We start from the raw sequence: 22,252 nt of genomic DNA on the forward strand, positions 1-22,252 counted from the left end.
TTTACAAACGTAATCGGTACGCCTACAACCGTAGTCGTCAGCAGGAGGACCGCCTTCATGGCCGATCATGACGAGCCCCGGGACAATTCCCCGACCCCCGACCGTATCAGCGAGGCGGAGCACGCCGTAATGGAGGCGCTCTGGATGCGCGGGACCCTGACGGCGACCGAGGTCTGCGACATCGTCTGCGAGACGCGCGGCTGGAGCCTTGCCACCGTCAAGACGCTGCTTTCGCGGCTGGTCCAGAAGGGCGCGATCGACACGCGGCCCGACGGCCGGCGCTATCTCTACAGCGCGGTGATCGAGCGGGCCGATTATGTTGGCGGCGAATCGCGCCGACTTGTCGATCGCCTGTTCGGCGGGCGGCCCGCATCGCTTTTCGCCCATCTCGCCGAAGCCGAGGCGCTGAGCGAGGACGACCTCGCCGAGATCGAGGCGCTTCTGAAGGAGATGCGCAAATGAACGGCTGGCTGATCGATACGCTGTTGTGGTCCGGTGCGCTGATCGCGCTTGTCCTGCTCGTGCGCCGCCGGGTGGCGCAGGTTTTCGGGCCGCGCATGGCCTATGCGCTGTGGGCGCTGCCGATGGCGCGGCTGCTGTTGCCGCCGATCACGCTGCCCGCCTGGCTTGGCCCCGCGCCCGCACCCGCCCCCGCGCCCGAGGCCGCTCCGATGCCCGTCGGCTCTGCGCTCGACTCCGCCGATCCGGGCGGAGCGATGCCCGCTGCATTGCCGAGCGCGCCTGACACCGCGCCGTTCCTGCCGCTCCACGCGCTCGACTGGGAGATGCTCGCTGCGACCGCGTTCGCGCTCTGGATCGCGGGCGCGGTTGCCTTCCTCGCGGTTCGTTTCCGTCATTATTTCGTCCTGCGCGCCGAGCTTCTCGCCGGGGCGCGCGAGGTCGGCCGCATCGCCGGGCCCATCGCGCCGATCCGCCTGCTCGAAACTCAGGGAACGAGTGCGCCGCTCGCTTTCGGCGTGTTCGATCCGGTCATCGCCCTGCCGCCCGGCTTCATGGCACGGCCCGATCGCACGGCGCGCGATCTCGCGCTGGAACACGAGATCGCCCATCATCGCGGGCACGACCTGCTCATCAATATCATCGTCCAGCCGCTTTTCGCCGCCCATTGGTTCAATCCGCTCGCCCGCTATGGCTGGCTCGCCCTGCGGCGCGACCAGGAGGCGGCCTGCGATGCCCGGGTCATCGCCGCGTGCGGCCAAAGCGAGCGGGCCGCCTATGCGCGCCTGATCGCGAGCATGGCCGCAGGGGCCGATGGCTCGCCGGGCGCTTTCTCCGCCCATGCGGCGATCACGGCGCCCATGGCCTGCCCGGTGTTGGGCGAAAAATCCATCATCCACCGTCTGAGGAGCCTGAAAATGTCCGACCTTTCCCCCCGCCGCCGCATGGCAGGCCGCCTCGCAATGGGCGCGGCGGTGCTGGCCCTGCCGCTCACCGCCTCGATCAGCTATGCCGGAACGGGTTCGGTGCAAGCGCCCGAAGCCCCTAAGGCCCCGTCCGCGCCAGCCACGCCCGGCGATGCGCCGCAGCCGCCGGTGCCGCCAGAGGCTCCCGCAACCGGCGATATCGAGAGAGTCGACCCTGACAGCGAAGATTCCAGGGGCACCGGGCCCCGGGTCTATTACGAAGAGGAATCGGAGTACGTCACGATCGTCGAGAGCGATGAGCCCGGCGAGGACGGCAAGCGCCGTGAGGTGATCGTCAAGCGCGTCACCGATGGGGAGGACGCGACGGTCGCCGAGGAGCTCGGCAAGGGCGAGCGCGCGATCGTGCTCAGCACAAGCAGCGAGGAGGTTCGCGGCAAGCGTGCCGACGGTGATCTGAGCGAAGAGGAGATCGAGGCTATCATGTCCGAGGTTCGTGAAGGCCTGGCAAAGGCCGACCAGGTCATGAGCGAGCTTCCCGAAATGCTTGCCGGGATCGAGCGCGAGGCCGACTTCGCCGGCAGCCGCACCGTGGTCGAAATGCAATGCGATCCGGCGAGCGAGGACGTTGCCACCACCGTCACCGACAAGGACGGCGTGACCACCGTCAAGCTGTGCCAGGCGCGCGTCATGAAACAGGCGCTCGAAGGCATCAGGGAAGCGCGCCGCTCGATCGCCGCGGATCGCGACCTGTCTGCTTCGATGCGCCGGAAGATCCTGAAGGAACTGGATCGCCAGATCGACACCTGGGAAGACGCGGCCAGCTGATATTGGGTCGCTGCCGGCTATTGGGGGCGGGGGGCCTTGCGGCCGGCCCGCCCTTTCGCATTCAGCGCGCCTGCCCGGCCTTTGTGGCCGCCGCTTTTTCGTTTGCGGCCTGCTCCGCTTTCATCGTCATTTCGCGCGGCGCCGCCGGGTATTCGCAGCCGCGCCCCTTGCCGAGACCCTTGAGAAAGCCGCGCCGGGTCATCGCGGCCGTAATCAAATAGGCGAGCTCGCGGGCTTCGCCCGCCGCGCCGGTCACCTCGCGCACAATGCCGCGAAAGGGGATCAGCGAGCCGACCAGGCCCTTGGCGACCTTGCCCGGCTTCAATCCGCCCTCGGGCCGGCCAAGATAGTCGTAATCGGGTCCCAGCACCCGGTCGATCCGCGCGATTTCGGCGACGATCGCGTTGCAATCGGCGAGCATGTCCTGCGCATAGGGGTCCTCGGCGGCCTCGACCAGCACGGGCGGTATTTCGTCGCCTTCGATGTTCAGATCCTCGAGCGGGGTGCGGGCGATATCCTCGATATCGGCATCGGGCTTCGCCACCTGCGCCCGGGCAGGCGAGGCGATGCAGGCGGCCGCGATCAATACGAGCGCTGCGGGCGCGAGCGCCCTATTCGAAAAAGTCGTCGCAAGCCGCATGATCGCCTGTCTCCATTCCCAGCCTGAGTGCCGCCATGCGCTGGGCGCTGGTGCCGTGGGTGAAATTCTCCGGCTCGATCCGTCGCCCGGCGCGCCGCATCAGCGTGTCGTCGCCGATCGAGCCGGCCGCGGACATGCCTTCTTCCATGTCGCCCGGCTCGATCCGGTCCCGGTTGAGCCCGGCCCACACGCCCGCATAGCAATCGGCCTGCAATTCCATCGCGACCTGCAGGACGTTGGCCCGCGAGGGGTCGCGCGCCTTCGCCTGCCGCACCGCATCGGCGATGCCGGTCAGGTTCTGAATGTGATGGCCGTATTCGTGCGCGATGACATACAAACGCGCGAAATCGCCGCGCGTGCCCGACATTGTCGCAAGCTGGTCGTAAAATCCGGTGTCGATATAGATGCCCATGTCGGCCGGGCAGTAGAAAGGACCCACCGCGCTCGACGCGCTGCCGCAGCCCTGGGTGTTGACCTTCCCGCCGCGATAGAGGTCGAGCACCGGCTGTGCGAAGCGCGCGCCGGCGCGAGCGAAAACCGGCTCCCAGGTCGAATTCAGGCTGTCGAGCGCATCGCAGGCCTCGCGGGCATAGGGCCCCATCGCGCAGACCTGTGCTTCGCTCATTTCGCTCGCCTCGCCGCCGCGCTGCGGCAGCGAGCGCTGCGCGCCTTCGACCATGCCGATTGTCTGGCGCGGATCGATGTCGAGCAGCCAGGCCGCCGCGAGCGCGATCAGGATCCCGACAATCCCGAGCCCGCCCGCCTTGCGCGCGCGGCCGCCGCTGCTCGAACGGACCTTGATGTTGGAGGTGTCGTGAGAATCGAGCCGCATATTCCCTCCCCTGTCGCACCGCCGATCCGCAAATCTCTGGACAGGCGGCGCGCGTCCGGCGAAAGCGAAGCGCCGTGACGAAGCGAGTGCAGGAGAACGACGAAATGCTCAAGAGCGATGCGGCTGGCGGCACGATACTGGCGGGCAAGCGCGCGCTGGTGACGGGGTCGACTTCGGGCATCGGGCTCGCCGTTGCGCGCGCGCTGAAGGCCGAAGGGGCCGAGATCGTCCTCAACGGGCTCGGCGATGCGGACGAGATCGATGCTCTGTGCGCGGAAATCGGCGCGCACTTCAACGGCGCGAACCTGATGGATGAAGGCGCGATCGCCGAGATGATGGACGAGGTCGGGCCGGTCGACATCCTCGTCAACAATGCCGGGATGCAGCATGTCGCACCGGTCGAGGATTTCCCGCCGGAGAAATGGAACGCGGTGCTCGCCCTCAATCTCACCGCCGCCTTTCACACGACGAGGGCCGCCGTGCCTGCAATGAAGGCGAAGGGGTGGGGGCGGATCGTCAATACGGCCAGCGCCCATTCGCTTGCCGCCTCCCCGTTCAAGAGCGCCTATGTCGCAGCCAAACACGGCCTTGCCGGTTTCACCAAGACGATCGCGCTCGAACTGGCCGAACATGGCGTCACCGCGAATTGTATCTCGCCCGGCTATGTCTGGACGCCGCTGGTGGAGAACCAGATCCCCGACACGATGCAGGCGCGCTCGATGAGCCGCGAGGAGGTCATCAACGACGTGCTGCTTGCCGGCCAGCCGACCAAGAAATTCGTCCAGCCCGAAGATGTCGGCGCGATGGCAGTCTTCCTGTGCAGCCCGGCTGCCGAGAACATCACGGGCTCCAATTTCAGCATGGACGGAGGATGGACCGCCAAGTGAGCTTGCATGCGCGCCTCGCCCGGCTTGCCGCGCCGATCATCGGCCTTGCCGCGCTCGCCGCCTGCGCGAGCGCGCCCGCGCCGCGCGTGGCCGATGCGCAGGTGGAGGCGATCCGTGCGCATCTCACCCGGGACATCGCGATCCTCGCCAGCGACGAATTCGGCGGCCGCAAGCCGGGCACGCCGTTCGAGCAGCGGACGGTCGACTTCGTCATCGCCGAACTCGAAGCCGCTGGGCTGGTATCGGGGACCAATGATCCGGGCAGCGCCTGGCGCGCGCCGGTTGAGCTCATATCCACCACCCCGCAGGCGAGCGGCCTGTCCTTCGAACTGGGCACGCGCGGGGTTCTTGTTCCCGACGCGGAAGGCGCAGCTTTCACCACTCGCCGCCGGGTGCTGATACAGGCCGGGCCCGATCTCGGCAGCGAGCTGGTCTTTGTCGGCCTTGAAGGGGAGGGGCTCCCGGCGCAAACCGCTGCCGGACAGATACTCGTCATGCTCGGCGAACCCGGCGTCAGTCCGCGGCGGCGCGCGGCGCTGTTCGACAAGAGACCGGTCGCGATCATCACGGTGGTCGAGGACGAAAAGGCGATCGCGGCCGCCCAGGAGGCCTATGGACGCGAAAGACTGCTGCTGGCGAGCGAGGAGGAAGTGCGCCTGTCCGCCTTCGTGACCGAAGACGCGATGGCGCGCGTGCTCGGCAAGGAGGAATGGCGCGCGCTCGAACGCAGCGCGCAAGAGACGGATTTCGAGCCGGCCAGGATCCCCTTGCGGGTGACGATCGAGGCGACATCGAAGCGGCGCGAATTCACCAGCTCGAACGTGATCGGCCTGCTGCCCGGCACAAGGCCGGAGGCAGGGGCGGTGCTGCTGCTCGGCCATTGGGACCATTTGGGCCACTGCGGCAAGGCCCCGGACAAGATCTGCAACGGCGCGGTCGACAATGCCTCGGGCATCGCGGTCATGCTCGAGCTCTCTCGCCGGCTCGCCGCGTCCGGCCCGCACCAACGCGACATCTACGTGCTCGCCACGAGTGCGGAGGAAGCGGGGTTGCTCGGCGCAAAGGCCTTTGCCGAGAACCCGCCGCTGCCACTCGATGACATCGTTGCCGCACTCAATTTCGACACCGTCGCGGTCGCGCCCGCCGGAACGCCGCTCGGATATGTCGGCGAAGGGCGCAGCACCGCGCTCGATGGCGTGGTGCTCGACCTGCTCGCCGAGCGGGGCCGTCGTATCGGCGACAAGGATTTCGCCGAGAGCTTCCTCAAGCGACAGGACGGCTGGGCGCTGCTCGAAAAGGGCGTGCCAGCGGTGCTCCTTTCGAGCGCCTTTTCCTCGCGTAGCGTGCTCGGTCCCTATCTTTCGAGCGATTACCACCGTCCATCCGACGAAGCGGGCGAGCTCGAACTGGGCGGGGCGATCGAGGACCTGTTGCTGCACGAGGAACTCGTTCGTCGCCTTGCCAACACCGCCTACATGCCCGTTGGCGAGGTCGGGACTCTGGAAATCGCGGGCAAGCGTCGATAGCGGTCCCGAGTGCCCTAGCGTTTGCGGGTAAGCGCGATTACATGGGCCGTCACGATTCTCCCGGCCCCTGCAATCGTTAGTGGCCAAGACGCCCAGGAAAGTGACGCTCATGGATATCCCGCTCGGCCTTACCTTCGACGACGTGCTGCTGCGTCCGGCCGAAAGCGAGGTCTTGCCCTCCATGGCCGACACGCGCACGCGCCTGACGCGCGAGATCGCGCTCAACATCCCGATCCTGTCCTCCGCCATGGACACCGTGACCGAGGCCGACATGGCCATTGCCATGGCGCAGCTGGGCGGGATCGGCGTGCTTCACCGCAATCTCGACATCGAGGAGCAATGCGCCGCGGTGCGCGCGGTCAAACGGTTCGAGAGCGGAATGGTGGTGAACCCGATCACGATCGGGCCCGACGCGGCGCTGGGCGAGGCGCAGGCGCTCATGCAGCAGCACCGCATCAGCGGGATTCCGGTGACCGACCGCGAAGGCAGGCTCTGCGGCATCCTCACCAATCGCGACGTGCGCTTCGCCGAAAACCCGGCCCAGCCCGTGCGCGAGCTGATGACGACCGACAATCTCGCCACCGTCGCCATCGGCACCAGCCAGGAGGAAGCGCGCCGGCTCCTCCACCAGCGCCGGATCGAGAAGCTGCTTGTGGTCGACGACGATTATCGCTGCATCGGCCTTATCACCGTCAAGGATATCGAAAAGGCGGTGACCTATCCCGATGCGACCAAGGATGCCGCCGGGCGCCTGCGCATCGCGGCGGCCACGACGGTCGGCGATTCGGGGTTCGCGCGGACCGAGGCGTTGATCGATGCCGAGGTCGACGTGATCGTGATCGACACCGCGCACGGCCACAATCGGGAGGTTGCCCGTGCCGTCGAACGGGCGAAGAAGCTTTCGAACTCGGTGCAGGTCATTGCCGGCAATGTCGCCACCCCCGAGGCTACCGCTGCGCTGATCGATGCGGGCGCGGACGCTGTGAAGGTGGGGATCGGGCCGGGCTCGATCTGCACCACCCGCGTCGTCGCGGGCGTCGGCGTGCCGCAACTCACCGCGGTCATGGAAAGCGCCGCCGAGGCGAGAAAATCGAACGTCCCGGTGATCGCGGACGGGGGGCTGCGCACCAGCGGCGATGTCGCCAAGGCGATTGCCGCAGGTGCGAGCACGGTGATGGTCGGGTCCATGCTTGCAGGCACCGCCGAAAGCCCGGGCGAGGTGTTCCTCTACCAAGGCCGCTCCTACAAGGCCTATCGCGGCATGGGTTCGGTCAGCGCGATGGCGCGCGGCAGCGCCGACCGCTATTTCCAGCAGGACGTTTCCGCCATGAAGCTCGTGCCCGAGGGGATCGAGGGGCAGGTCCCGTTCAAGGGCCCCGTGGCCGACGTGATCCACCAGCTCGTCGGCGGGATCAAGGCGGCAATGGGCTATACCGGCGCGGCGACCATCGAAGACCTGCAGACCCGCTCGCAATTCGTCCGGATCACCAATGCGGGGCTTTCGGAGAGCCACGTTCACGATGTCGCGATCACCCGCGAGGCACCCAACTATCCGACGAGATGATTCTCCGGCGCCCGTATCCACGGGCGCATCCTCGCTAGACGCGCAGCTGACGCTGCGCCCGTTGCCGGCGGGCGGTCCCCCTTGCGGTCGGCGCGCGACCGATGCTCGTATTCCGCACGACGCGGGGTGGACGCGATGACCCCCGCAGCCCGCGTGCAGGCTGCGATCGAGGTTCTCGACTTCGTGATCGAGGCGGCGAAGGGGGAGGGTGCCCCCGCCGACCGCATCCTCGCCGACTATTTCCGCGCGCGTCGCTATGCCGGCTCGAAGGACCGCCGGGCGGTGCGCGAGCTGGTCTATGCCGCGATCCGCGCGCTCGGCCCGGTCCCGGGCAATGGCCGCGACGCGATGCTCGCCTATGGCCGAGCCGACCCCGCCAACCACCACGTCCTCGACCTGTTCGACGGCTCGCCCCACGGCCCCGCGCCCATCGAGGCCCCCCTGGAAAAAGATGGCGCGATCGAGGCCACGCCCGGTCTTGCGCCCGAATGGCTGGTCGCGGCGCTGGCACGCTCGGGCATGGCGGGCGAGGCGGCGCAGGCGCTGATGGGCCGCGCGTCGCTCGATGTGCGGGTCAACACGCTCAAGGCGGACCGTGAGAGCCTCGACCTGCCCGAGCCGGGCGAGCATCTCGCCGCCTCGCAGGCCCTGCGCTTTCCGGCAGGCACGAGGGTCGAGGAATGGGACGCCTATCGCGACGGCATGATAGAGGTGCAGGACCACGGCAGCCAGCTCGCCTGCCTCGCCGCCGATGCCCGGCCCGGGGAGACCGTGGTCGACCTGTGCGCCGGGGCCGGGGGCAAGTCGCTCGCGCTTGCTGCGGCCATGTCGAATTCGGGCCGACTCGTTGCTTGCGATACCGACAAGCGGCGGCTTGGCAACCTCGCTCCCCGCGCCGAGAGGGCCGGAGCAGGGCTGATCGAGCCTCGCCTGATCGATCCGGGCCGGGAGATCGAGGCGCTGGCCGATATAGCGGGCAGGGCCGATCTCGTCCTCGTCGATGCGCCCTGTTCGGGGACGGGCACATGGCGCCGCAAGCCCGAGGCCAAATGGCGGCTCACCGCGCGCGCACTCGAAAAATACGCGGCTCTGCAGGATCGCTTGCTCGACATTGCGGCGCAGGTGGCGGCGCCGGGCGGCAGGATCGTCTTCGTCACCTGCTCGTTGCTGGACGAGGAAGGGGCAAAACGAATCGATGCATTCCTGGCACGCCATGAAAGTTTCGAGGCGCGCGGTGTTAACCTTCCGCTCGGAGGCCCGCGCGGGAAAGGATGGCGGATCGACCCGTTCCATGACGGCACGGACGGGTTTTTTGTCGCCAATTGCTCGCTTGCGTGTTAGCCATATGCCTTATGGCTGAGCCTGTCAGATCCCGGCCTGCTGCATTCAAGGAGCTGTTCATGCGTTTTGCGCCCGCTGCCGCCGCCCTCTCGCTGTTCCTCGCCACCACGGCAAGCGTGACGAGCGCCGGGGAGAAGGCACCGGACGCGCGAGCCGAGGCGCTGATCCAGCAGGGTGAAGCCGCCCTTGCCGCAGGCGACACGCAGGCCGCGATCGATGCCTTCGAGGCGGCCTTGGCGGTCGATCCGGCTTATACTCCGATCTTCGTCAATCTCGCCGAGGCTGCGCGGGAAAATGGCCTGCAGGGCAAGGCGATTCGCTATTACCGCGAAGCCCTGGCCCGCGATCCCGACAACTTCGCCGCCATTTCGGGCGAGGGTGCGGCGCTGGTCGAAAAGGGTGCGATCGAACGGGCGAAGCGCAATCTCGCCCGGTTGCAATCCATGTGCGGCGACAGCTGCCCCGAAACGGTGGCGCTGCGTTCGACCATTGCGACCGGGGCGAACGCGCCGACCGGTCAGCGTCTCGCGGTGGACACGGCCGAGGGCACGACGGCCTCCAACTGAGCCGGCGGAGGCGCCCCATGCTGACGCTGCACCACCTCGAATATTCGCAGAGCTTCCGCATCCTCTGGCTGCTCGAGGAGTTGGGCGCGGATTACGAGCTCAAGGCCTATGATCGCGATCCCGAGACCAATCTCGCGCCGGAGGATTACAAGGCGCTGTCGCCGCTGGGCACGGCGCCGGTCGTGACCGAAGGCGATCTGGTGCTGGCGGAAAGCAATGCGATCATCGACTACATTCTCGACAAGTACCCGGACAGTCCGCTTCGTCCTTCGCCCGGCAGTTCTGATCGCGCACGGCATCTCTTCTGGTTCCACGCGGCGCAGGGCTCGCTGATGTCGACCCAGATGGTCTCGATGGTGCTCACCCTGCTCGAAAGCCGCACCCCCTGGCCGATAAGCGCGCTGCTCAAGGCTATTTTCGGGCAGGTCCGCAAGCTGTTCGTGAACCCGCGGCTGGATGCGCTCTTCGGCGAGATGGAAAAGGACCTCGCCGAGAAACCCTTCTTCGGCGGCGACCGGCTTACCGCAGCCGACATCACGCTTGTCTATCCCATGTTCGCCGCGCGCGACAAAGGCGCGTTCGAGCTGGGCTATCCCAATATTTCCGGGTGGTTCGAACGCGTCGAGGCAATGGACAGCTTCAAGGCGGCGCGGGCGAAAGACGACCGGGATTCGATCATCTTCCGATTCTAACCCTCACAGGAAAGCGCGAAATTCCTCGAGGATCTCGCGATAGACCTGCCGCTTGAACGGTATGATGAGTTCGGGAAGCTGTTCGGGTTCGATCCAGCGATAGGCGTTGAATTCGGGCGGGTCGTGCGCTTCGAGATCGATATCGTCCTCGTCGCCGAGGAAACGGCCGAGGAACCAGTGCTGCTCCTGCCCGCGATACTTTCCCTTCCACACCTTGCCGAGCAATTCGGGCGGCAGGTCATAACGCAGGGGTTTCGAAGCGGGAGCGATGATCTCGACGAGGTCGGACGTGATGCCGGTCTCCTCGCCCAGTTCGCGAAGCGCGGCGGTCTCGTGGTCCTCGCCCGGGTCGATCCCGCCCTGCGGCATCTGCCACATGCCATGGGCGCGCTTTTCGATACGCTGGCCGACAAAGACGCGGTTTTCTTCATTGAGCAGCATGAAGCCCGCGCAGGGCCGATAGGGCAGGTCGTCCGGGGAAAGGCTCATCGATCAGGCTCCGAGCATGAATTGCATCGCCGCGACAACCCGTTCGAGGTCGGCCTGGGTGCTGGGCACGGCCTGTCGCAGATTGGTGAAGCTGTGGGTGACGCCTTCGATTTCGAGGAAGACGTGGGATCGGCCCGCCTCGGCCAGCGCCTTGGCGTAATCGCGGCCCGAATCGCGGATCGGATCGAGGCTCGCGGTCACGATGACGGTCGGCGGCGCGCTCGCATGGTCGCCAAGGATCGGAAAGGCGCGCGGGTCCTTGCGGTCGCCCTGATAGGCGGCATCGAAGAATTCGACCGCGGCCTTGGTCAGGACGAACCCGTCGGCGAAGGCATCGAGGCTCGCCGAACCCATCGCGTCGGCCGCGAGCGGGAACAGCGGGACCTGAAGGACCACCGGCACGGCAGCGGGATCGGCGGCGAGCAATTGCCCGACCGCTATCGTCGCCGTACCCCCGGCGCTGTCCCCGATCGTTACCAGCCCCGTCGCCTCTCGGCCCAGCCTCTCCGGGCTTCCCGCGATCCAGCGAGCCGCGGCCTCGCAATCCTCTATCGCGGCGGGGAAAGGCGCTTCGGGTGCGCGGCGGTAATTGGTCGCGATCACCGGTAGGTCGAGCAGCGCGGCAAGCTCGGTGCACAGCGCGTTGTGCGTTTCAAGATCGCCGATGACGAAGCCGCCACCGTGGAAGAACGTTACCACCGGGCCGGGCTCGCGGCTTTCGCGCGCGTCGTAGAGCCTGAGCGGGATGTCGCCCGCAGGCCCGGGGCAGGCGAGGTCGCGGATCACGGCAAGTTCGCGCGCGGGCTTGTCTGCCATGGCATGAAGGGCCACGTAACTGGCGCGTGCCTCATCGAGGGTCATGTCGGCGATTGCCGGTCCTTCCATCGCGGCGAGCGCATCGAGGAAGGCGCGCATGTCGGGTCTGACGAAGGGGGTGGCATCTTTCATCGTGTTTTCTCTCCCGGTTTCGCCAGAGGCTGATAGGCCGTGGCGAGGCGCATTTCCACCGGCCAGGCGCGCATTTCGGCCAGCATGAAGCGAGGTAGAAAAGCGAGGCAATGAAATATTCGGTCAGGACACGCACGCGGCTTCCGCTGCTTTTCGCGCCCAGCGCGATGTTCGTGGCCTATTTCCTGCCGCTTGCGAACCAGGTCCAGACCGGTATCTTCGGCATCGCGGTGGGCGCGATCGCGGGCTTTGCCGCGCGCGGGGCGGTCGAGCGGCACTTCGATCCCCCTGATGCGCCGCTCAACGTGAAGCGCCGGATCGTCGTCGCGCTTGCCCTGTCCAAGCTTGTCTTTGGCCTCCTCCTGATGCTGCTCAGCATCCTTGCCTTCGCCGACTGGCTGGCGACGCCCTTTACCGTGCTGGGCGGCTATCTCGCCGGGACGACGGCCGCGACGCCGCTTGCGCGCAGCGCCTTCGAGGCGGGCGGCTAGGCACAGGCACAGGGTCGGCATGGACAATCTCACTCACAGCCTCGTCGGGGCGCTGGTCGGACAGGCGGGCCTCAAGCGACGCACCGGGTTCGGCATGCCGGCGCTGGTGATCGGAGCGAACCTGCCGGATATCGATGCGGCTTGCTTTTTCTGGCTGGAAGGGGCCGAGCATCTCGGCTTCCGCCGCGGGATCACGCATGGGCCGATCGCGTGGGTCGTGCTGCCGCTGTTCCTCGCTGCTGCCCTGTGGGGGTTCGACCGCTGGCAGGAAAGACGCGGCAAGCGGCCGGAGCAACGCGCGCCGGTCGACTTCGCGTGGGCGTACTGGTTGTCGCTGATCGGTTGCCTCACCCATCCCATACTTGACTGGCTCAATGTCTACGGGATCCGAATGTTCGCCCCCTTTTCGGATCGCTGGTTCTATGGCGACACCCTGTTCATCATCGATGTCTGGCTCTGGGGGCTGCTGGGCTTTTCGCTGTGGCGGTCGCTGCAGCGGGAAAGACGCGAGGGGCCGGGGCGGGGCGAGCTCATCGCGCAGGTCGCGCTCGGCCTGACGCTGCTTTATGTCGCGTTCAACGGCCTGATTTCGGATTATGCCGCCTATCACAAGTCCAAGCTTTACGATCCCGAGCCCGAAATCGCGATCGCCTCTCCCGTGCCCCTGTTCTTCTGGGAGCGCGAACGGATCATCCGCACCGAGAAGGGGCGCTGGTATTCGACCGCCTGGCAAGGAGAGCCTTTCGGCAACGGCTACCACGCGCCGATTGCGATCGTGTGCCGGATTCCGGCCGATGCCGCCGAGGCTTCCGAGGAGGCGCGCGCTTTCCTGTTCTGGTCGCGCGCACCCTTTGCCGAAAGGGCCTCCGACGGGTCTGTCATCCTGCGCGATGCGCGCTTTTACGACCCGCGCGCGCGGGAACGGTTCAGCGTTGCGCTGCCGGATCACGAATGTGAGGAACTGGAAAGCGAGTGATGCGCTTTTGCCGGCATGAGTGACGTCCAGATCGTATGGCTGCGGCGCGATTTGCGCATGGCCGACAATCCCGCCCTTTACGAAGCTGCAAAGCTGGGCCCCGTCTGCGCAGTTTACGTCCTCGACGATGCCGCCGCCGACCACCATGCCATGGGCGGCGCCTCACGCTGGTGGCTCCATCATTCGCTGGAAAGCCTGTCGCGCAGCTTCGGCAGGCGCAACGCCAGGATCGTTCTGCGGCGCGGCGATGCGGTGGAGGAATTGTGCCAGCTGGCCGATGCGCTCGGCACGCGGGCGGTGCACGCCAATCGCCATTACGAACCGTGGTGGAGGAAGGCTCAAGGGGCGCTTGCCCAGAGGCTCGACCTGACGCTGCACGACGGCAATTACCTGTTCCCGGCAGGGCATGTGACGACCGGCTCGGGCGATCCCTACAAGATCTACACGCCCTTTTACAAAGCGATGCGCGCCCAGTTCCCGCCGCGCGACCCCCTGCCCGAGCCCGAGACGTTGTCTTCGCCCCGCAATTGGCCCGAAAGTGAGGAACTCTGCGACTGGGACCTGCTGCCCACGAAACCCGACTGGTCGGGCGGGATCGCCGCATTCTGGAACGTGGGAGAGGAGGCCGCGCACGAACGCCTCGCCGAATGGGATGCTGATGTCGGCGCCTACGAGGACCGCCGCAACCTGCCGAGCGTCGACGGCTCCTCGCGCCTGTCGCCCCATCTCCACCACGGCGAGATCACCCCGGTGCAGGTCTGGCACGCGCTGAAACACCACCGCTCCGAAGGCTGGCAGAGCTTCGAGAGCGAGCTGGTCTGGCGCGACTATGCGCAGAATGTCATCTGCCAGTTTCCCGCCTATGGCAGCCGCAATTACCGCGAGGATTACGATGCGCTGGAGTGGCGCGATCCGGCGAATGACGAGGATGCCGCGCGCGACCTCAAAGCGTGGCAGAGGGGCATGACGGGCTACCCGATCGTCGATGCTGGGATGCGCCAGCTTTATGAAACCGGCTGGATGCACAATCGAGTGCGGATGATCACGGCAAGCTTTCTCATCAAGCACCTGCTGATCGACTGGCGCGAGGGCGAGAAATGGTTCTGGGACTGCCTGGTCGATGCGGATTACGGGTCAAACTCGGTCAACTGGCAGTGGAATTCGGGGACGGGGGTGGATTCGAACATGTTCGTGCGGATCATGGCCCCGCTTACCCAGAGCGAAAAATTCGACGCCGCCGGCTATATTCGCCGTTACGTGCCCGAGCTTTCAGGGCTCGACGCAGCCTATATCCACGATCCCGAGGCGCATGGCTGCCGCCTGCAGGATTACCCGGCCAAGATCATCGCCCACAAACAGGGCCGCGAACGCGCGCTGTCGGCCTACAAGCAGATGAAGGGCGAATGACCCGCCAGCACGGCTTGCCCCGCTCGCTGGGTCGGGCGTATGACTCGCGGCATGAAGGCGGGAGAGATCAGGACGGAGCGGTTGCTCGCCCGCGGGGCTCGTTTTGCGCCGTCCGCTTCGCTTCTCGCGCGGCTGCTTGCTCCCGGTTTCCGCAAGGTTCTTGACAGGATTGATGCGCGGCTGGCGCACGGCTCGCTGCGCGCGCACCTGCCCGACGGCACGACGCGCCTGCTCGGCGGCCATGCGCCCGGTTTCGAGGTCGAGGTCTGGCTGAGGGATTGGCGCGCGCTCGTGCGGCTTGCAACGCAGGGGTCGATCGGCTGGTATCGTGCCTATGAGGCAGGTGAATGGGAAGCGAGCGACATGGTGGCGCTGTTCGCCCTTTTCTCCGCCAATGCCCGCAGCCTTGGCGGCACGGCTCGGTCTTCCGGCCCGTTTCGCTGGCTCGCGCACACTGCGCATCGGCTCAACCGCAACAGCCGACCGGGCGCCGCACGCAACGTGGCCGCGCATTACGATCTCGGCAATGATTTCTACGCCGCCTGGCTCGATGACACCATGACCTATTCGAGCGCGCTGTTCGCACCCGAAGCGACCCCGTCGAAAAGCGCCCAATTTATGAGCGAACTGCGCGCGGGCCAGATTCGCAAGATGACCGCGATCGCCAATCGCATTCGTCCCCCGGCAGGCGGGCGAGTGCTCGAGATCGGCTGCGGGTGGGGGATGCAGGCCAAGATCATGGCCTCGCTGCAATATGTCGAGGTCGATGCGATCAGCCTCAGCCGCGAACAGCTTGCTTGGGCCCGCGCGCGGCGCGATGCCTCACCGCAGGAATTGTTCGGAGAGATCGCCTACCGCCAGCAGGACTATCGCGACGTCACCGGGCAGTATGATGCCATAGTGAGCGTCGAAATGGTCGAGGCGCTGGGCCGCGAATATTGGGGTGAATTCCTCGATTGCATCGTGCGCTGTCTCAAGCCCGGCGGGCGCGCCGCGATCCAGTTCATCTCCATGGCCGACGACCTGTTCGAGACCTATGCCGCCAGCGCCGACTTCATCCAGGCCTACATCTTCCCGGGCGGGCTGCTCATCAAACGCAGCGAATTTCGCATCCTGGCCGAGCAGCGCGGCCTCACATGGTGCGAGGAGGCCGATTTCGGCCCGGATTACGCGCGCACTCTGGAACTCTGGCGCAGCCGCTTCGATGCAGCGGTCGCCGAAGATCGCCTTCCGGCCGGCTTCGACGACCGCTTCGTGCGATTGTGGCGCTATTATCTCGCCTATTGCGAGGGCGGCTTTCGCGCGGGCACGATCAATGTCCACCAGGTGACACTGGTGAAGGAATAAAGGAGGGGATCGACCACATGACCAAGACACGCGGCGCCTTGGGCGCTTTGATCGCCGGCTGCCTCGCGGGCACGACCGCCTGCACAGGCAGTTTCGGCAGCGCCGATGAGATCCTTGCGACCGCGCCCGCCGCGCTGGCCGAAGTGGAAATGGTCGCCCCGCCCGAGCGCGATCCGTCCGAATTGCAGGTCCTGTTCTGGAGCGATGCGCAGCGTTCGGCGCGCTTCAGGGCGATGGAAGACTGGTTTGCGGGCCACGAAGTCCCCTCCGCTTCGCAAACCCGCCCGCTGCCGCGCGGCGAAGCGCTGCCCCTGGCGCTCGCCGACGATATCCGCAAGCTCATGGACGAAAGCGAGGCCGCGGGGGTGATGGTGCTCGAGGACGGTAAGGTGCGGTTCGAGGACTACGGGCTCGGCCTTGCGCCGACGGATCGCTGGACCAGCTTTTCGGTCGCCAAGAGCTTCACCTCGACCCTGCTGGGTGCAGCGATCAGGGACGGTTTCGTTGCGAGCCTCGACGATCCGGTCACGCTCTATGTGCCCGGCCTCGAAGGCTCGGCCTATGACGGGGTGAGCGTGGGCCAGCTTGCCACCATGACGAGCGGCGTCGCCTGGAACGAGGATTACACCGACCCGCAAAGCGACGTTGCAAGGATGAACGAATTCGTGCTCGAATATGGCAAGGACGCAATCGTGGCGCAGATGAAAGCGCTGGAGCGCGAGGCCGAGCCGGGCACGAAATTCGTCTACAAGACCGGAGAGACCAATCTGCTCGGCCTGCTGGTCGAAAATGCGATCGGCCTGCCGCTTGCCGAATATGCCCAGGAAAAGATCGTGGAACCGGCCGGATTTGCCGGACCCATGTTCTGGATGACCGACCAGCGCGGCGGCAATATCGGCGGTTGCTGCCTTTCCCTGCGCCTGTCGGATTATGCGCGCATGGGGCAGTTCGTGCTCGAAGGCGGCGAGGGGATCTCGGGCAGCCGGGTCGTGCCGGAGGGCTGGTTCGCCGAAGCGGGCGCGCCGCAAGTCGATTTCGGCGAGCTCGATCCCCGCCGCGCCGGCTTCGGATATGGCTATCAATGGTGGACCTATCCCGGCGGCAATTTCGGGGCGCAGGGGATTTTCGGCCAGTCGATCACGATCATGCCGCAGCAACGCCTTGTCGTCGCAATCGTCGGCAACTGGCCGACCGCGACCGGCCAATATCGCGGTCGGTGGTTCCGCCTCATCACCCGGATCGCCGCAGCGCAATAGGGCGAGGCAGGCGCAGCGCCTGCCTCACGCTTCAGGCCATGGGGCGATAGACGCCGGTATTGCTGTAACGCTGCAGGATGTTGTCGTGCACGATCGGGCTCAGGAGCTCCGCGAAGGCGCAGCCGACGATGCAATTGTCCCACCACACGACCTCTGCCTGGAGCGATTCGAGCCCCGGCAGCGTCAGCCAGCAGACCTGGCCTTCGTGCATGCGGTTGATCGAGGCCGCCGAAAAGCCCGAGATCGAAAGGTCGTGCACCACGCTCTGGAAGGCACGGCCGCCCGACGCGCGAAGCGTGGCGGGAATGGTAAGCTTGGTGCGTTCGCCGCAGCGATCTTCCTGTGCGGCAAGGCGGTAACGGTCGGTGTTGGTGGGCATTGCGCTAAACCTTGTCCAATCGGGCCTGGTCTCTTGCCGGTTGGTCCGGTGGGGGAGAATTCCCCCTTGAGACCTAATGCGACGTTTCACGCACTGGTTAATGCGCCGATAAGCCCGCACTTTTGGCGACCGGTCGTGCCGTTGCAATGCCGGAGCGAAGGCGGGGCCGGGGTCCTATCGGGCCCGGGCGAACCCGACCGCCGAATCAATCGACGCGTTCGCGGTGGCCGGAGGCGAAATCTTCCTGAACGAGATCGACGATCCGAGAGGCCACGACCTCCGGAGGCTTGACCGTCTCGGGATCCTCGCCCGGATAGGCGCGCGCCCGCATCTCCGTCCGCGTCGCGCCCGGATCGAGCACTGCGACGCGAACCGGGCTCAGGCGCTCCACCTCGGCACCATAAGTCTCGATCAGATTGTCGAACGCCGCCTTGGTCGAGGCATAGGCACCCCAGAACGGGCGTGGATCCTTGCCGACACTGCTGGTGAGGCCGATGACCCGTGCGCCCTCTGCCTTTCGAAGCAACGGGTCGAAAGCGGCCAGCAGTGCCTGCGTCGCGACGAGGTTCGTCATGAGCGCCTGATTGAACTGTTTGGGATCGACCTGCGAAAGGGGTGTAAGGTCCGGCATGTAGGCGGCTGACAGAACCAGGATATCCATCGTATCCCAGCGCCCGCCAATCGCGCTTGCCAGCCGGCTGACGCTGTCCGCTTCGGTGAGGTCCAGGGGAGCGATGGTAGAAGTGCCCCCCAATGCGTGGATCGCATCCTCGACCTCTTCGAGAGCTTTCACCCGGCGCGCGACAAGAATCACGTGCGCCCCCGCTTCGGCGAGCGCTTTCGCGGTGGCGGCACCGATGCCGCGGCTTGCGCCGGTGACAAGGGCGGTCTTGCCGGCAAGGGGTTTTGCGTCGGTCATGGGTCTCGCTTTGCCTTGGGAATTATCGGGAAAAGGGCTGCTATCAGGCCGCTTTCGGATCGGCAAAGGGAAGCTGTGCGGCGCCCTGCTCGGTCATGTGGAAATCGGTCAGGGAGGTCGGATAGTCGCCGGTGAAGCAGGCATCGCAAAATTGCGGGCAGCCCGTGTCGCGCTCCTTCTGGCCGACCGCGCGATACAGCCCGTCGATCGAGATGAAGGCGAGGCTATCGGCCTTGATGAATTCGCGCATGGGTTCGAGTTCGAGCCGAGCGGCCAGCAGTTTCGAGCGTTCGGGCGTATCGACGCCATAGAAGCAGGAATGGGCCGTGGGCGGGCTGGCGACGCGAAAATGGACCTCGCTCGCGCCCGCTTCGCGCATCATCTCGACGATCTTCATGCTCGTCGTTCCGCGAACGATCGAATCGTCGATCAGGACGATCCGCTTGCCCGCAACAAGGCCGCGATTGGCGTTATGCTTGCGCTTGACGCCGGAATGGCGCGCGCTGTCGGAGGGCTGGATGAAGGTCCGCCCGACATAATGCGAGCGGATGATGCCGAGTTCGAACGGCACGCCCGATTCCTGGGCATAGCCGATCGCCGCGGGCACGCCGCTGTCGGGGACCGGCACGACCAGATCGACATCGCACGGCGCCTCTATGGCGAGCTGCGTGCCGATCGCCTTCCTCGCCTCGTAGACGCTGCGTCCGGCGAAATAGCTGTCGGGGCGGCTGAAGTAGACATGTTCGAAAATGCACGGCCGCGCGGGCGGGGAGCCGAAGGGTCGCACGCTTTTCACCTCGCCGTCGAAGCCGACCTGGAGCATTTCCCCGGGTTCGACCTCGCGGATCAGTTCGGCACCGACAACGTCGAAGGCAACCGATTCGGAAGCGAACACGATCGCGCCGCCTTCCTTGGGGCCCATGCGCCCCATGACGAGCGGGCGGATGCCCAGCGGGTCTCGGCAGGCGATCATGCCCTCGGGCGTCATAACGATCAGCGCATAGGCCCCCTCGACGAGGCGCAGCGCGTCGATCAGCCGGTCGGCGGTGGTGGGATAACGGCTCGTCGCGACGAGATGGATGATGACCTCGGTGTCGGAGGTCGACTGGAAGATCGACCCCTTGGCGACGAGGTCTGCACGCAGGGCCTGCGAGTTGGAGATATTACCGTTGTGCGCGACCGCGAAGCCGCCGCTCGCCAGTTCGGCGTAAAGCGGCTGGACATTGCGCAGGCCCGATCCGCCGGTGGTCGAATAGCGCACGTGGCCCGCCGCCATGTGGCCCGGAAGTTCGCCGATCGCCTCGGACGAAGAGAAGTTGTCCGCGACATGGCCAAGCCCGCGGCGCGAATAGAACTCGCTGCCGTCAAAGCTGGTGATTCCAACCGCTTCCTGACCGCGATGCTGGAGCGCGTGCAGGCCGAGCGCCGTCGCGGCCGAAGCGTCGGCGGCATTGATCGCGCCGAACACGCCGCATTCCTCGCGCAGCTTGTCTCCGTCCGCGTCGAGAAAGGGATGGGTGAGATTCGCATCGAGCCGGTCCCGGAGCCGCCCGTTGTCCAAGCTTTTCGCCGATGAATTGGTCATGGTGTTCGAACCCGCTCAGCTGCCCCCGACCGTCGCTCTCCCAATGGCGATGTTACCGCTGGATTACAAGGGCGCGGGCCCTTGCCATGCCCTCCTTTTTCATGACCGCCGTCTTACGCGCGCGTGGCGGAGCCTGCCTTTGCCGCGCGGCATTGCGGGGAAAGGGGACAGCGCCTACAGGCAGCGTTCAGCACCGGCCGGCGAGATATCCACCCACAATGCTTTCACCCTTCGAATGGATGATTTCCAAGCGCTACCTCTGGCCCGGCAAGGGCGAGGCCTTCATTGCGCTGGTTGCCGGGATCTCGGTGGGCGTCGTGATGCTCTCTGTCGCCATGCTGGTGATCGTCATGAGCGTGATGAATGGATTTCGCGGCGAATTGCTCGACAAGATCGTGGGGCTCAACGGCCATGCGATCGTCCAGGCCTATGGCGGCAAGCTCGACAACTGGGAAAGCGTGCTCGAGGACGTGCGCGAGACCGACGGCGTGACCAGCGCGAGCCCGCTGATCGAGCAGCCACTCCTGGTAAGCTTCAATGGGCGGACGGTGGCGATCCTCGTGCGGGGACAGACGCAGGAGGATATCGACGAACTCGCAGACAAGGTCGTCGCGGGCGAGATCGCGGCGCTTGCTTCCGAATCCGGTCCGAACCTGCGCCGCGCGGACGGGCCCGAAGCGGGTGCGGTCGCGATCGGATCGCGGCTTGCCCAGAATATCGGGGCTCGGGTGGGCGACACGATCACGATCATCAATCCGCAGGGGCGTTCGACTCCCTTCGGCACCTCCATACGGCAGGTCCCCTATGAAGTCGGCGCGATCTTCGAGGTGGGCGTCTACGATTACGACGAAAAGTTCATCATCATGACGATCCCCGATGCGCAGACCCTGCTGCTGATGGAAGACAGTATCGGCATGATCGAAGTCACCGTCGATAATGCGGACAGGGTCGGCCAAATTCTCCAGCCGGTGAAGGACAAACTCGCGGGCCGTGCGGTGGTCGCCGACTGGAAGACGATCAATGCTGCCCTGTTCGAGGCATTGCAGGTCGAGCGTGCGGCGATGGGATTCGCCCTGAGTTTCATGGTTCTCGTCGCTGCATTCAACATCCTTTCGAGCCTTGTCATGCTGGTTCGCGCCAAGACGCGCGACATCGCGATCATGCGCACGATGGGCGCAACGCGGCGCAGCCTGCTCAAGATATTCGTCACCACCGGTACGACGATCGGCGCGATCGGGACGATTGCCGGGCTTGTCCTGGGCGCGGTGGTGCTGCTGTTCCGCGAACAGATCGTGCAGTTCATCGCCTTCGTGACGGGCCAGGAATTGTGGGACCCGGAGGTGCGCTTCCTGTCGACCATGCCCGCGCGGGCCGATCCTTGGGAGATCGCCGCGATTACCGCGCTCGCGCTCGTTCTGAGTTTCCTTGCGACGCTCTACCCGGCGCTTAAGGCGGCCAACACCGATCCCGTGCAGGTGCTGCGCTATGAATAGGGCCGATGAGAGCGCGCCGACCGTGGCGCTGCGCGGCCTTACGCGCAGTTTCGAGCAGGGCGGCCAGCGCATCGACGTGCTGCGCGGGGTCGATCTCGACATCATGCCGGGCGAGATCGTCGCGCTGCTTGGGCCGTCGGGCTCGGGCAAGTCGACCATGTTGCAGGCTGTCGGCCTGCTCGAAGGCGGCTTTTCCGGCTCGATCAGCATCGCCGGGCAGCAGGCGGAGAAACTCCCGACCGACGGGCGTACGAAGCTCAGGCGAGAGCATCTCGGCTTCGTCTACCAGTTTCACCATCTCCTGCCCGATTTCGATGCGCGCGAGAATGTCGTGATGCCTCAGATGATCGCGGGCGCGACGCGCGTCGAGGCGGAGGAGCGCGCCGACAGCCTCCTTTCCAGCCTCGGCCTCCAGCACCGCCTTACACACCGGCCGAGCCAGCTTTCGGGCGGCGAACAGCAGCGCGTCGCGGTCGCCCGCGCGCTCGCCAACCGGCCGACCTTGGTGCTGGCGGACGAGCCCACCGGCAATCTCGACGAGGCGACAGCGGACACGGTGCTGGCGCAATTCCTCGACCTTGTCCGGGGCGAAGGCAGCGCCGCGCTGGTTGCGACGCATAACGAACGGCTCGCCCGCCGGATGGACCGTGTCGTGCGCCTGAAGGAAGGGCATCTCGAATAGCCGTGGACCCCATGGAGCTCCC

The 22,252-nt window shown here is 66.1% G+C and carries 22 protein-coding genes; 15 read left to right on the plus strand and 7 right to left on the minus strand.

Translation table 11 applies throughout. The features are described from left to right. Positions 1-57 precede the first annotated feature (57 nt). Positions 58-462: a BlaI/MecI/CopY family transcriptional regulator gene (locus RIB52_RS13325; protein ID WP_350176330.1), complete on the plus strand. Its 405-nt coding sequence runs from the start codon at positions 58-60 to the stop codon at positions 460-462. Then, positions 459-2,210, plus strand: a complete 1,752-nt coding sequence (locus RIB52_RS13330; RefSeq protein ID WP_350176332.1) for a M56 family metallopeptidase — start codon at positions 459-461, stop codon at positions 2,208-2,210. The genes RIB52_RS13325 and RIB52_RS13330 overlap by 4 nt, the downstream gene beginning before the upstream one ends. 61 nt (positions 2,211-2,271) lie before the next feature. Here RIB52_RS13330 and RIB52_RS13335 read toward each other — a convergent pair whose 3' ends face one another. Then, positions 2,272-2,850 carry a hypothetical protein gene (locus tag RIB52_RS13335; protein ID WP_350176334.1) on the minus strand — a complete coding sequence of 193 codons (579 nt, stop codon included), beginning with the start codon at positions 2,848-2,850 and terminating at the stop codon, positions 2,272-2,274. Then, on the minus strand, positions 2,822-3,682 hold the full coding sequence (gene ypfJ / locus RIB52_RS13340) for a KPN_02809 family neutral zinc metallopeptidase (RefSeq protein ID WP_350176336.1): 861 nt from the start codon (positions 3,680-3,682) through the stop codon (positions 2,822-2,824). The genes RIB52_RS13335 and ypfJ overlap by 29 nt, the downstream gene beginning before the upstream one ends. A gap of 104 nt (positions 3,683-3,786) precedes the next feature. Here ypfJ and RIB52_RS13345 point away from each other — a divergent pair, with 104 nt between their 5' ends. From RIB52_RS13345 to RIB52_RS13370, 6 genes are all read left to right on the plus strand, one after another. After that, on the plus strand, positions 3,787-4,569 hold the full coding sequence (locus RIB52_RS13345; RefSeq protein ID WP_350176573.1) for a 3-hydroxybutyrate dehydrogenase: 783 nt from the start codon (positions 3,787-3,789) through the stop codon (positions 4,567-4,569). Beyond that, complete coding sequence (locus tag RIB52_RS13350) at positions 4,566-6,095, plus strand: M20/M25/M40 family metallo-hydrolase (protein ID WP_350176338.1); 1,530 nt, start codon at positions 4,566-4,568, stop codon at positions 6,093-6,095. Before RIB52_RS13345 ends, RIB52_RS13350 begins: the two co-directional genes overlap by 4 nt. A gap of 109 nt (positions 6,096-6,204) precedes the next feature. Beyond that, positions 6,205-7,659: an IMP dehydrogenase gene (gene guaB, locus RIB52_RS13355; protein WP_350176340.1), complete on the plus strand. Its 1,455-nt coding sequence runs from the start codon at positions 6,205-6,207 to the stop codon at positions 7,657-7,659. A 135-nt stretch (positions 7,660-7,794) separates the two neighbouring features. Further along, the gene (locus RIB52_RS13360) at positions 7,795-9,000 is read left to right on the plus strand and encodes an RsmB/NOP family class I SAM-dependent RNA methyltransferase (RefSeq protein ID WP_350176342.1); all 1,206 of its coding nucleotides are present in this window, start codon (positions 7,795-7,797) and stop codon (positions 8,998-9,000) included. 59 nt (positions 9,001-9,059) lie between these two features. Then, positions 9,060-9,566, plus strand: coding sequence for a tetratricopeptide repeat protein (locus RIB52_RS13365; RefSeq protein ID WP_350176344.1), 507 nt, complete (start codon positions 9,060-9,062; stop codon positions 9,564-9,566). A 17-nt stretch (positions 9,567-9,583) separates the two neighbouring features. Next, complete coding sequence (locus tag RIB52_RS13370; protein WP_350176346.1) at positions 9,584-10,258, plus strand: glutathione S-transferase family protein; 675 nt, start codon at positions 9,584-9,586, stop codon at positions 10,256-10,258. A gap of 3 nt (positions 10,259-10,261) precedes the next feature. Here the strand turns inward: RIB52_RS13370 and RIB52_RS13375 are convergent, their stop codons facing one another. Together RIB52_RS13375 and RIB52_RS13380 are read right to left on the minus strand one after the other, a co-directional pair. Beyond that, positions 10,262-10,747, minus strand: coding sequence for an RNA pyrophosphohydrolase (locus RIB52_RS13375; protein ID WP_350176348.1), 486 nt, complete (start codon positions 10,745-10,747; stop codon positions 10,262-10,264). A gap of 3 nt (positions 10,748-10,750) precedes the next feature. Continuing rightward, positions 10,751-11,695 carry an alpha/beta hydrolase gene (locus RIB52_RS13380; RefSeq protein ID WP_350176350.1) on the minus strand — a complete coding sequence of 315 codons (945 nt, stop codon included), beginning with the start codon at positions 11,693-11,695 and terminating at the stop codon, positions 10,751-10,753. 110 nt (positions 11,696-11,805) lie between these two features. On the opposite strand from RIB52_RS13380, the gene RIB52_RS13385 reads away from it, so the two are divergent. The 5 genes from RIB52_RS13385 to RIB52_RS13405 are packed head-to-tail and all read left to right on the plus strand — an operon-like array spanning position 11,806 to position 17,172. Beyond that, positions 11,806-12,186, plus strand: a complete 381-nt coding sequence (locus RIB52_RS13385; RefSeq protein ID WP_350176352.1) for a hypothetical protein — start codon at positions 11,806-11,808, stop codon at positions 12,184-12,186. Between the two features lie 19 nt (positions 12,187-12,205). After that, on the plus strand, positions 12,206-13,162 hold the full coding sequence (locus tag RIB52_RS13390) for a metal-dependent hydrolase (protein ID WP_350176354.1): 957 nt from the start codon (positions 12,206-12,208) through the stop codon (positions 13,160-13,162). Between the two features lie 15 nt (positions 13,163-13,177). Beyond that, entirely contained in the window at positions 13,178-14,569 is a 1,392-nt protein-coding gene (locus RIB52_RS13395) for a cryptochrome/photolyase family protein (protein ID WP_350176356.1), read from the plus strand. A gap of 51 nt (positions 14,570-14,620) precedes the next feature. After that, positions 14,621-15,916 carry a class I SAM-dependent methyltransferase gene (locus RIB52_RS13400; RefSeq protein ID WP_350176358.1) on the plus strand — a complete coding sequence of 432 codons (1,296 nt, stop codon included), beginning with the start codon at positions 14,621-14,623 and terminating at the stop codon, positions 15,914-15,916. A 17-nt stretch (positions 15,917-15,933) separates the two neighbouring features. After that, positions 15,934-17,172 carry a serine hydrolase domain-containing protein gene (locus RIB52_RS13405; protein WP_350176360.1) on the plus strand — a complete coding sequence of 413 codons (1,239 nt, stop codon included), beginning with the start codon at positions 15,934-15,936 and terminating at the stop codon, positions 17,170-17,172. A 31-nt stretch (positions 17,173-17,203) separates the two neighbouring features. Here RIB52_RS13405 and RIB52_RS13410 read toward each other — a convergent pair whose 3' ends face one another. From RIB52_RS13410 to purF, 3 genes are all read right to left on the minus strand, one after another. Further along, the gene (locus tag RIB52_RS13410; RefSeq protein WP_350176362.1) at positions 17,204-17,551 is read right to left on the minus strand and encodes a PilZ domain-containing protein; all 348 of its coding nucleotides are present in this window, start codon (positions 17,549-17,551) and stop codon (positions 17,204-17,206) included. Between the two features lie 205 nt (positions 17,552-17,756). Next, positions 17,757-18,470, minus strand: a complete 714-nt coding sequence (locus RIB52_RS13415) for an SDR family NAD(P)-dependent oxidoreductase (protein ID WP_350176364.1) — start codon at positions 18,468-18,470, stop codon at positions 17,757-17,759. Between the two features lie 43 nt (positions 18,471-18,513). After that, positions 18,514-20,055 carry an amidophosphoribosyltransferase gene (gene purF / locus RIB52_RS13420; protein ID WP_350176366.1) on the minus strand — a complete coding sequence of 514 codons (1,542 nt, stop codon included), beginning with the start codon at positions 20,053-20,055 and terminating at the stop codon, positions 18,514-18,516. 218 nt (positions 20,056-20,273) lie between these two features. On the opposite strand from purF, the gene RIB52_RS13425 reads away from it, so the two are divergent. Both RIB52_RS13425 and RIB52_RS13430 read left to right on the plus strand, forming a co-directional pair. Further along, positions 20,274-21,548 (plus strand): lipoprotein-releasing ABC transporter permease subunit, encoded by a 1,275-nt coding sequence (locus tag RIB52_RS13425; protein ID WP_350176368.1) that lies wholly within the window; start codon positions 20,274-20,276, stop codon positions 21,546-21,548. Next, a complete protein-coding gene (locus RIB52_RS13430) occupies positions 21,541-22,230 on the plus strand; it encodes an ABC transporter ATP-binding protein (RefSeq protein ID WP_350176370.1) in 690 nt (229 codons plus the stop codon). Before RIB52_RS13425 ends, RIB52_RS13430 begins: the two co-directional genes overlap by 8 nt. Positions 22,231-22,252 lie beyond the last annotated feature (22 nt).

Source organism: Erythrobacter sp., assembly GCF_040217515.1.
In the GTDB taxonomy this organism is placed as follows: domain Bacteria; phylum Pseudomonadota; class Alphaproteobacteria; order Sphingomonadales; family Sphingomonadaceae; genus Erythrobacter.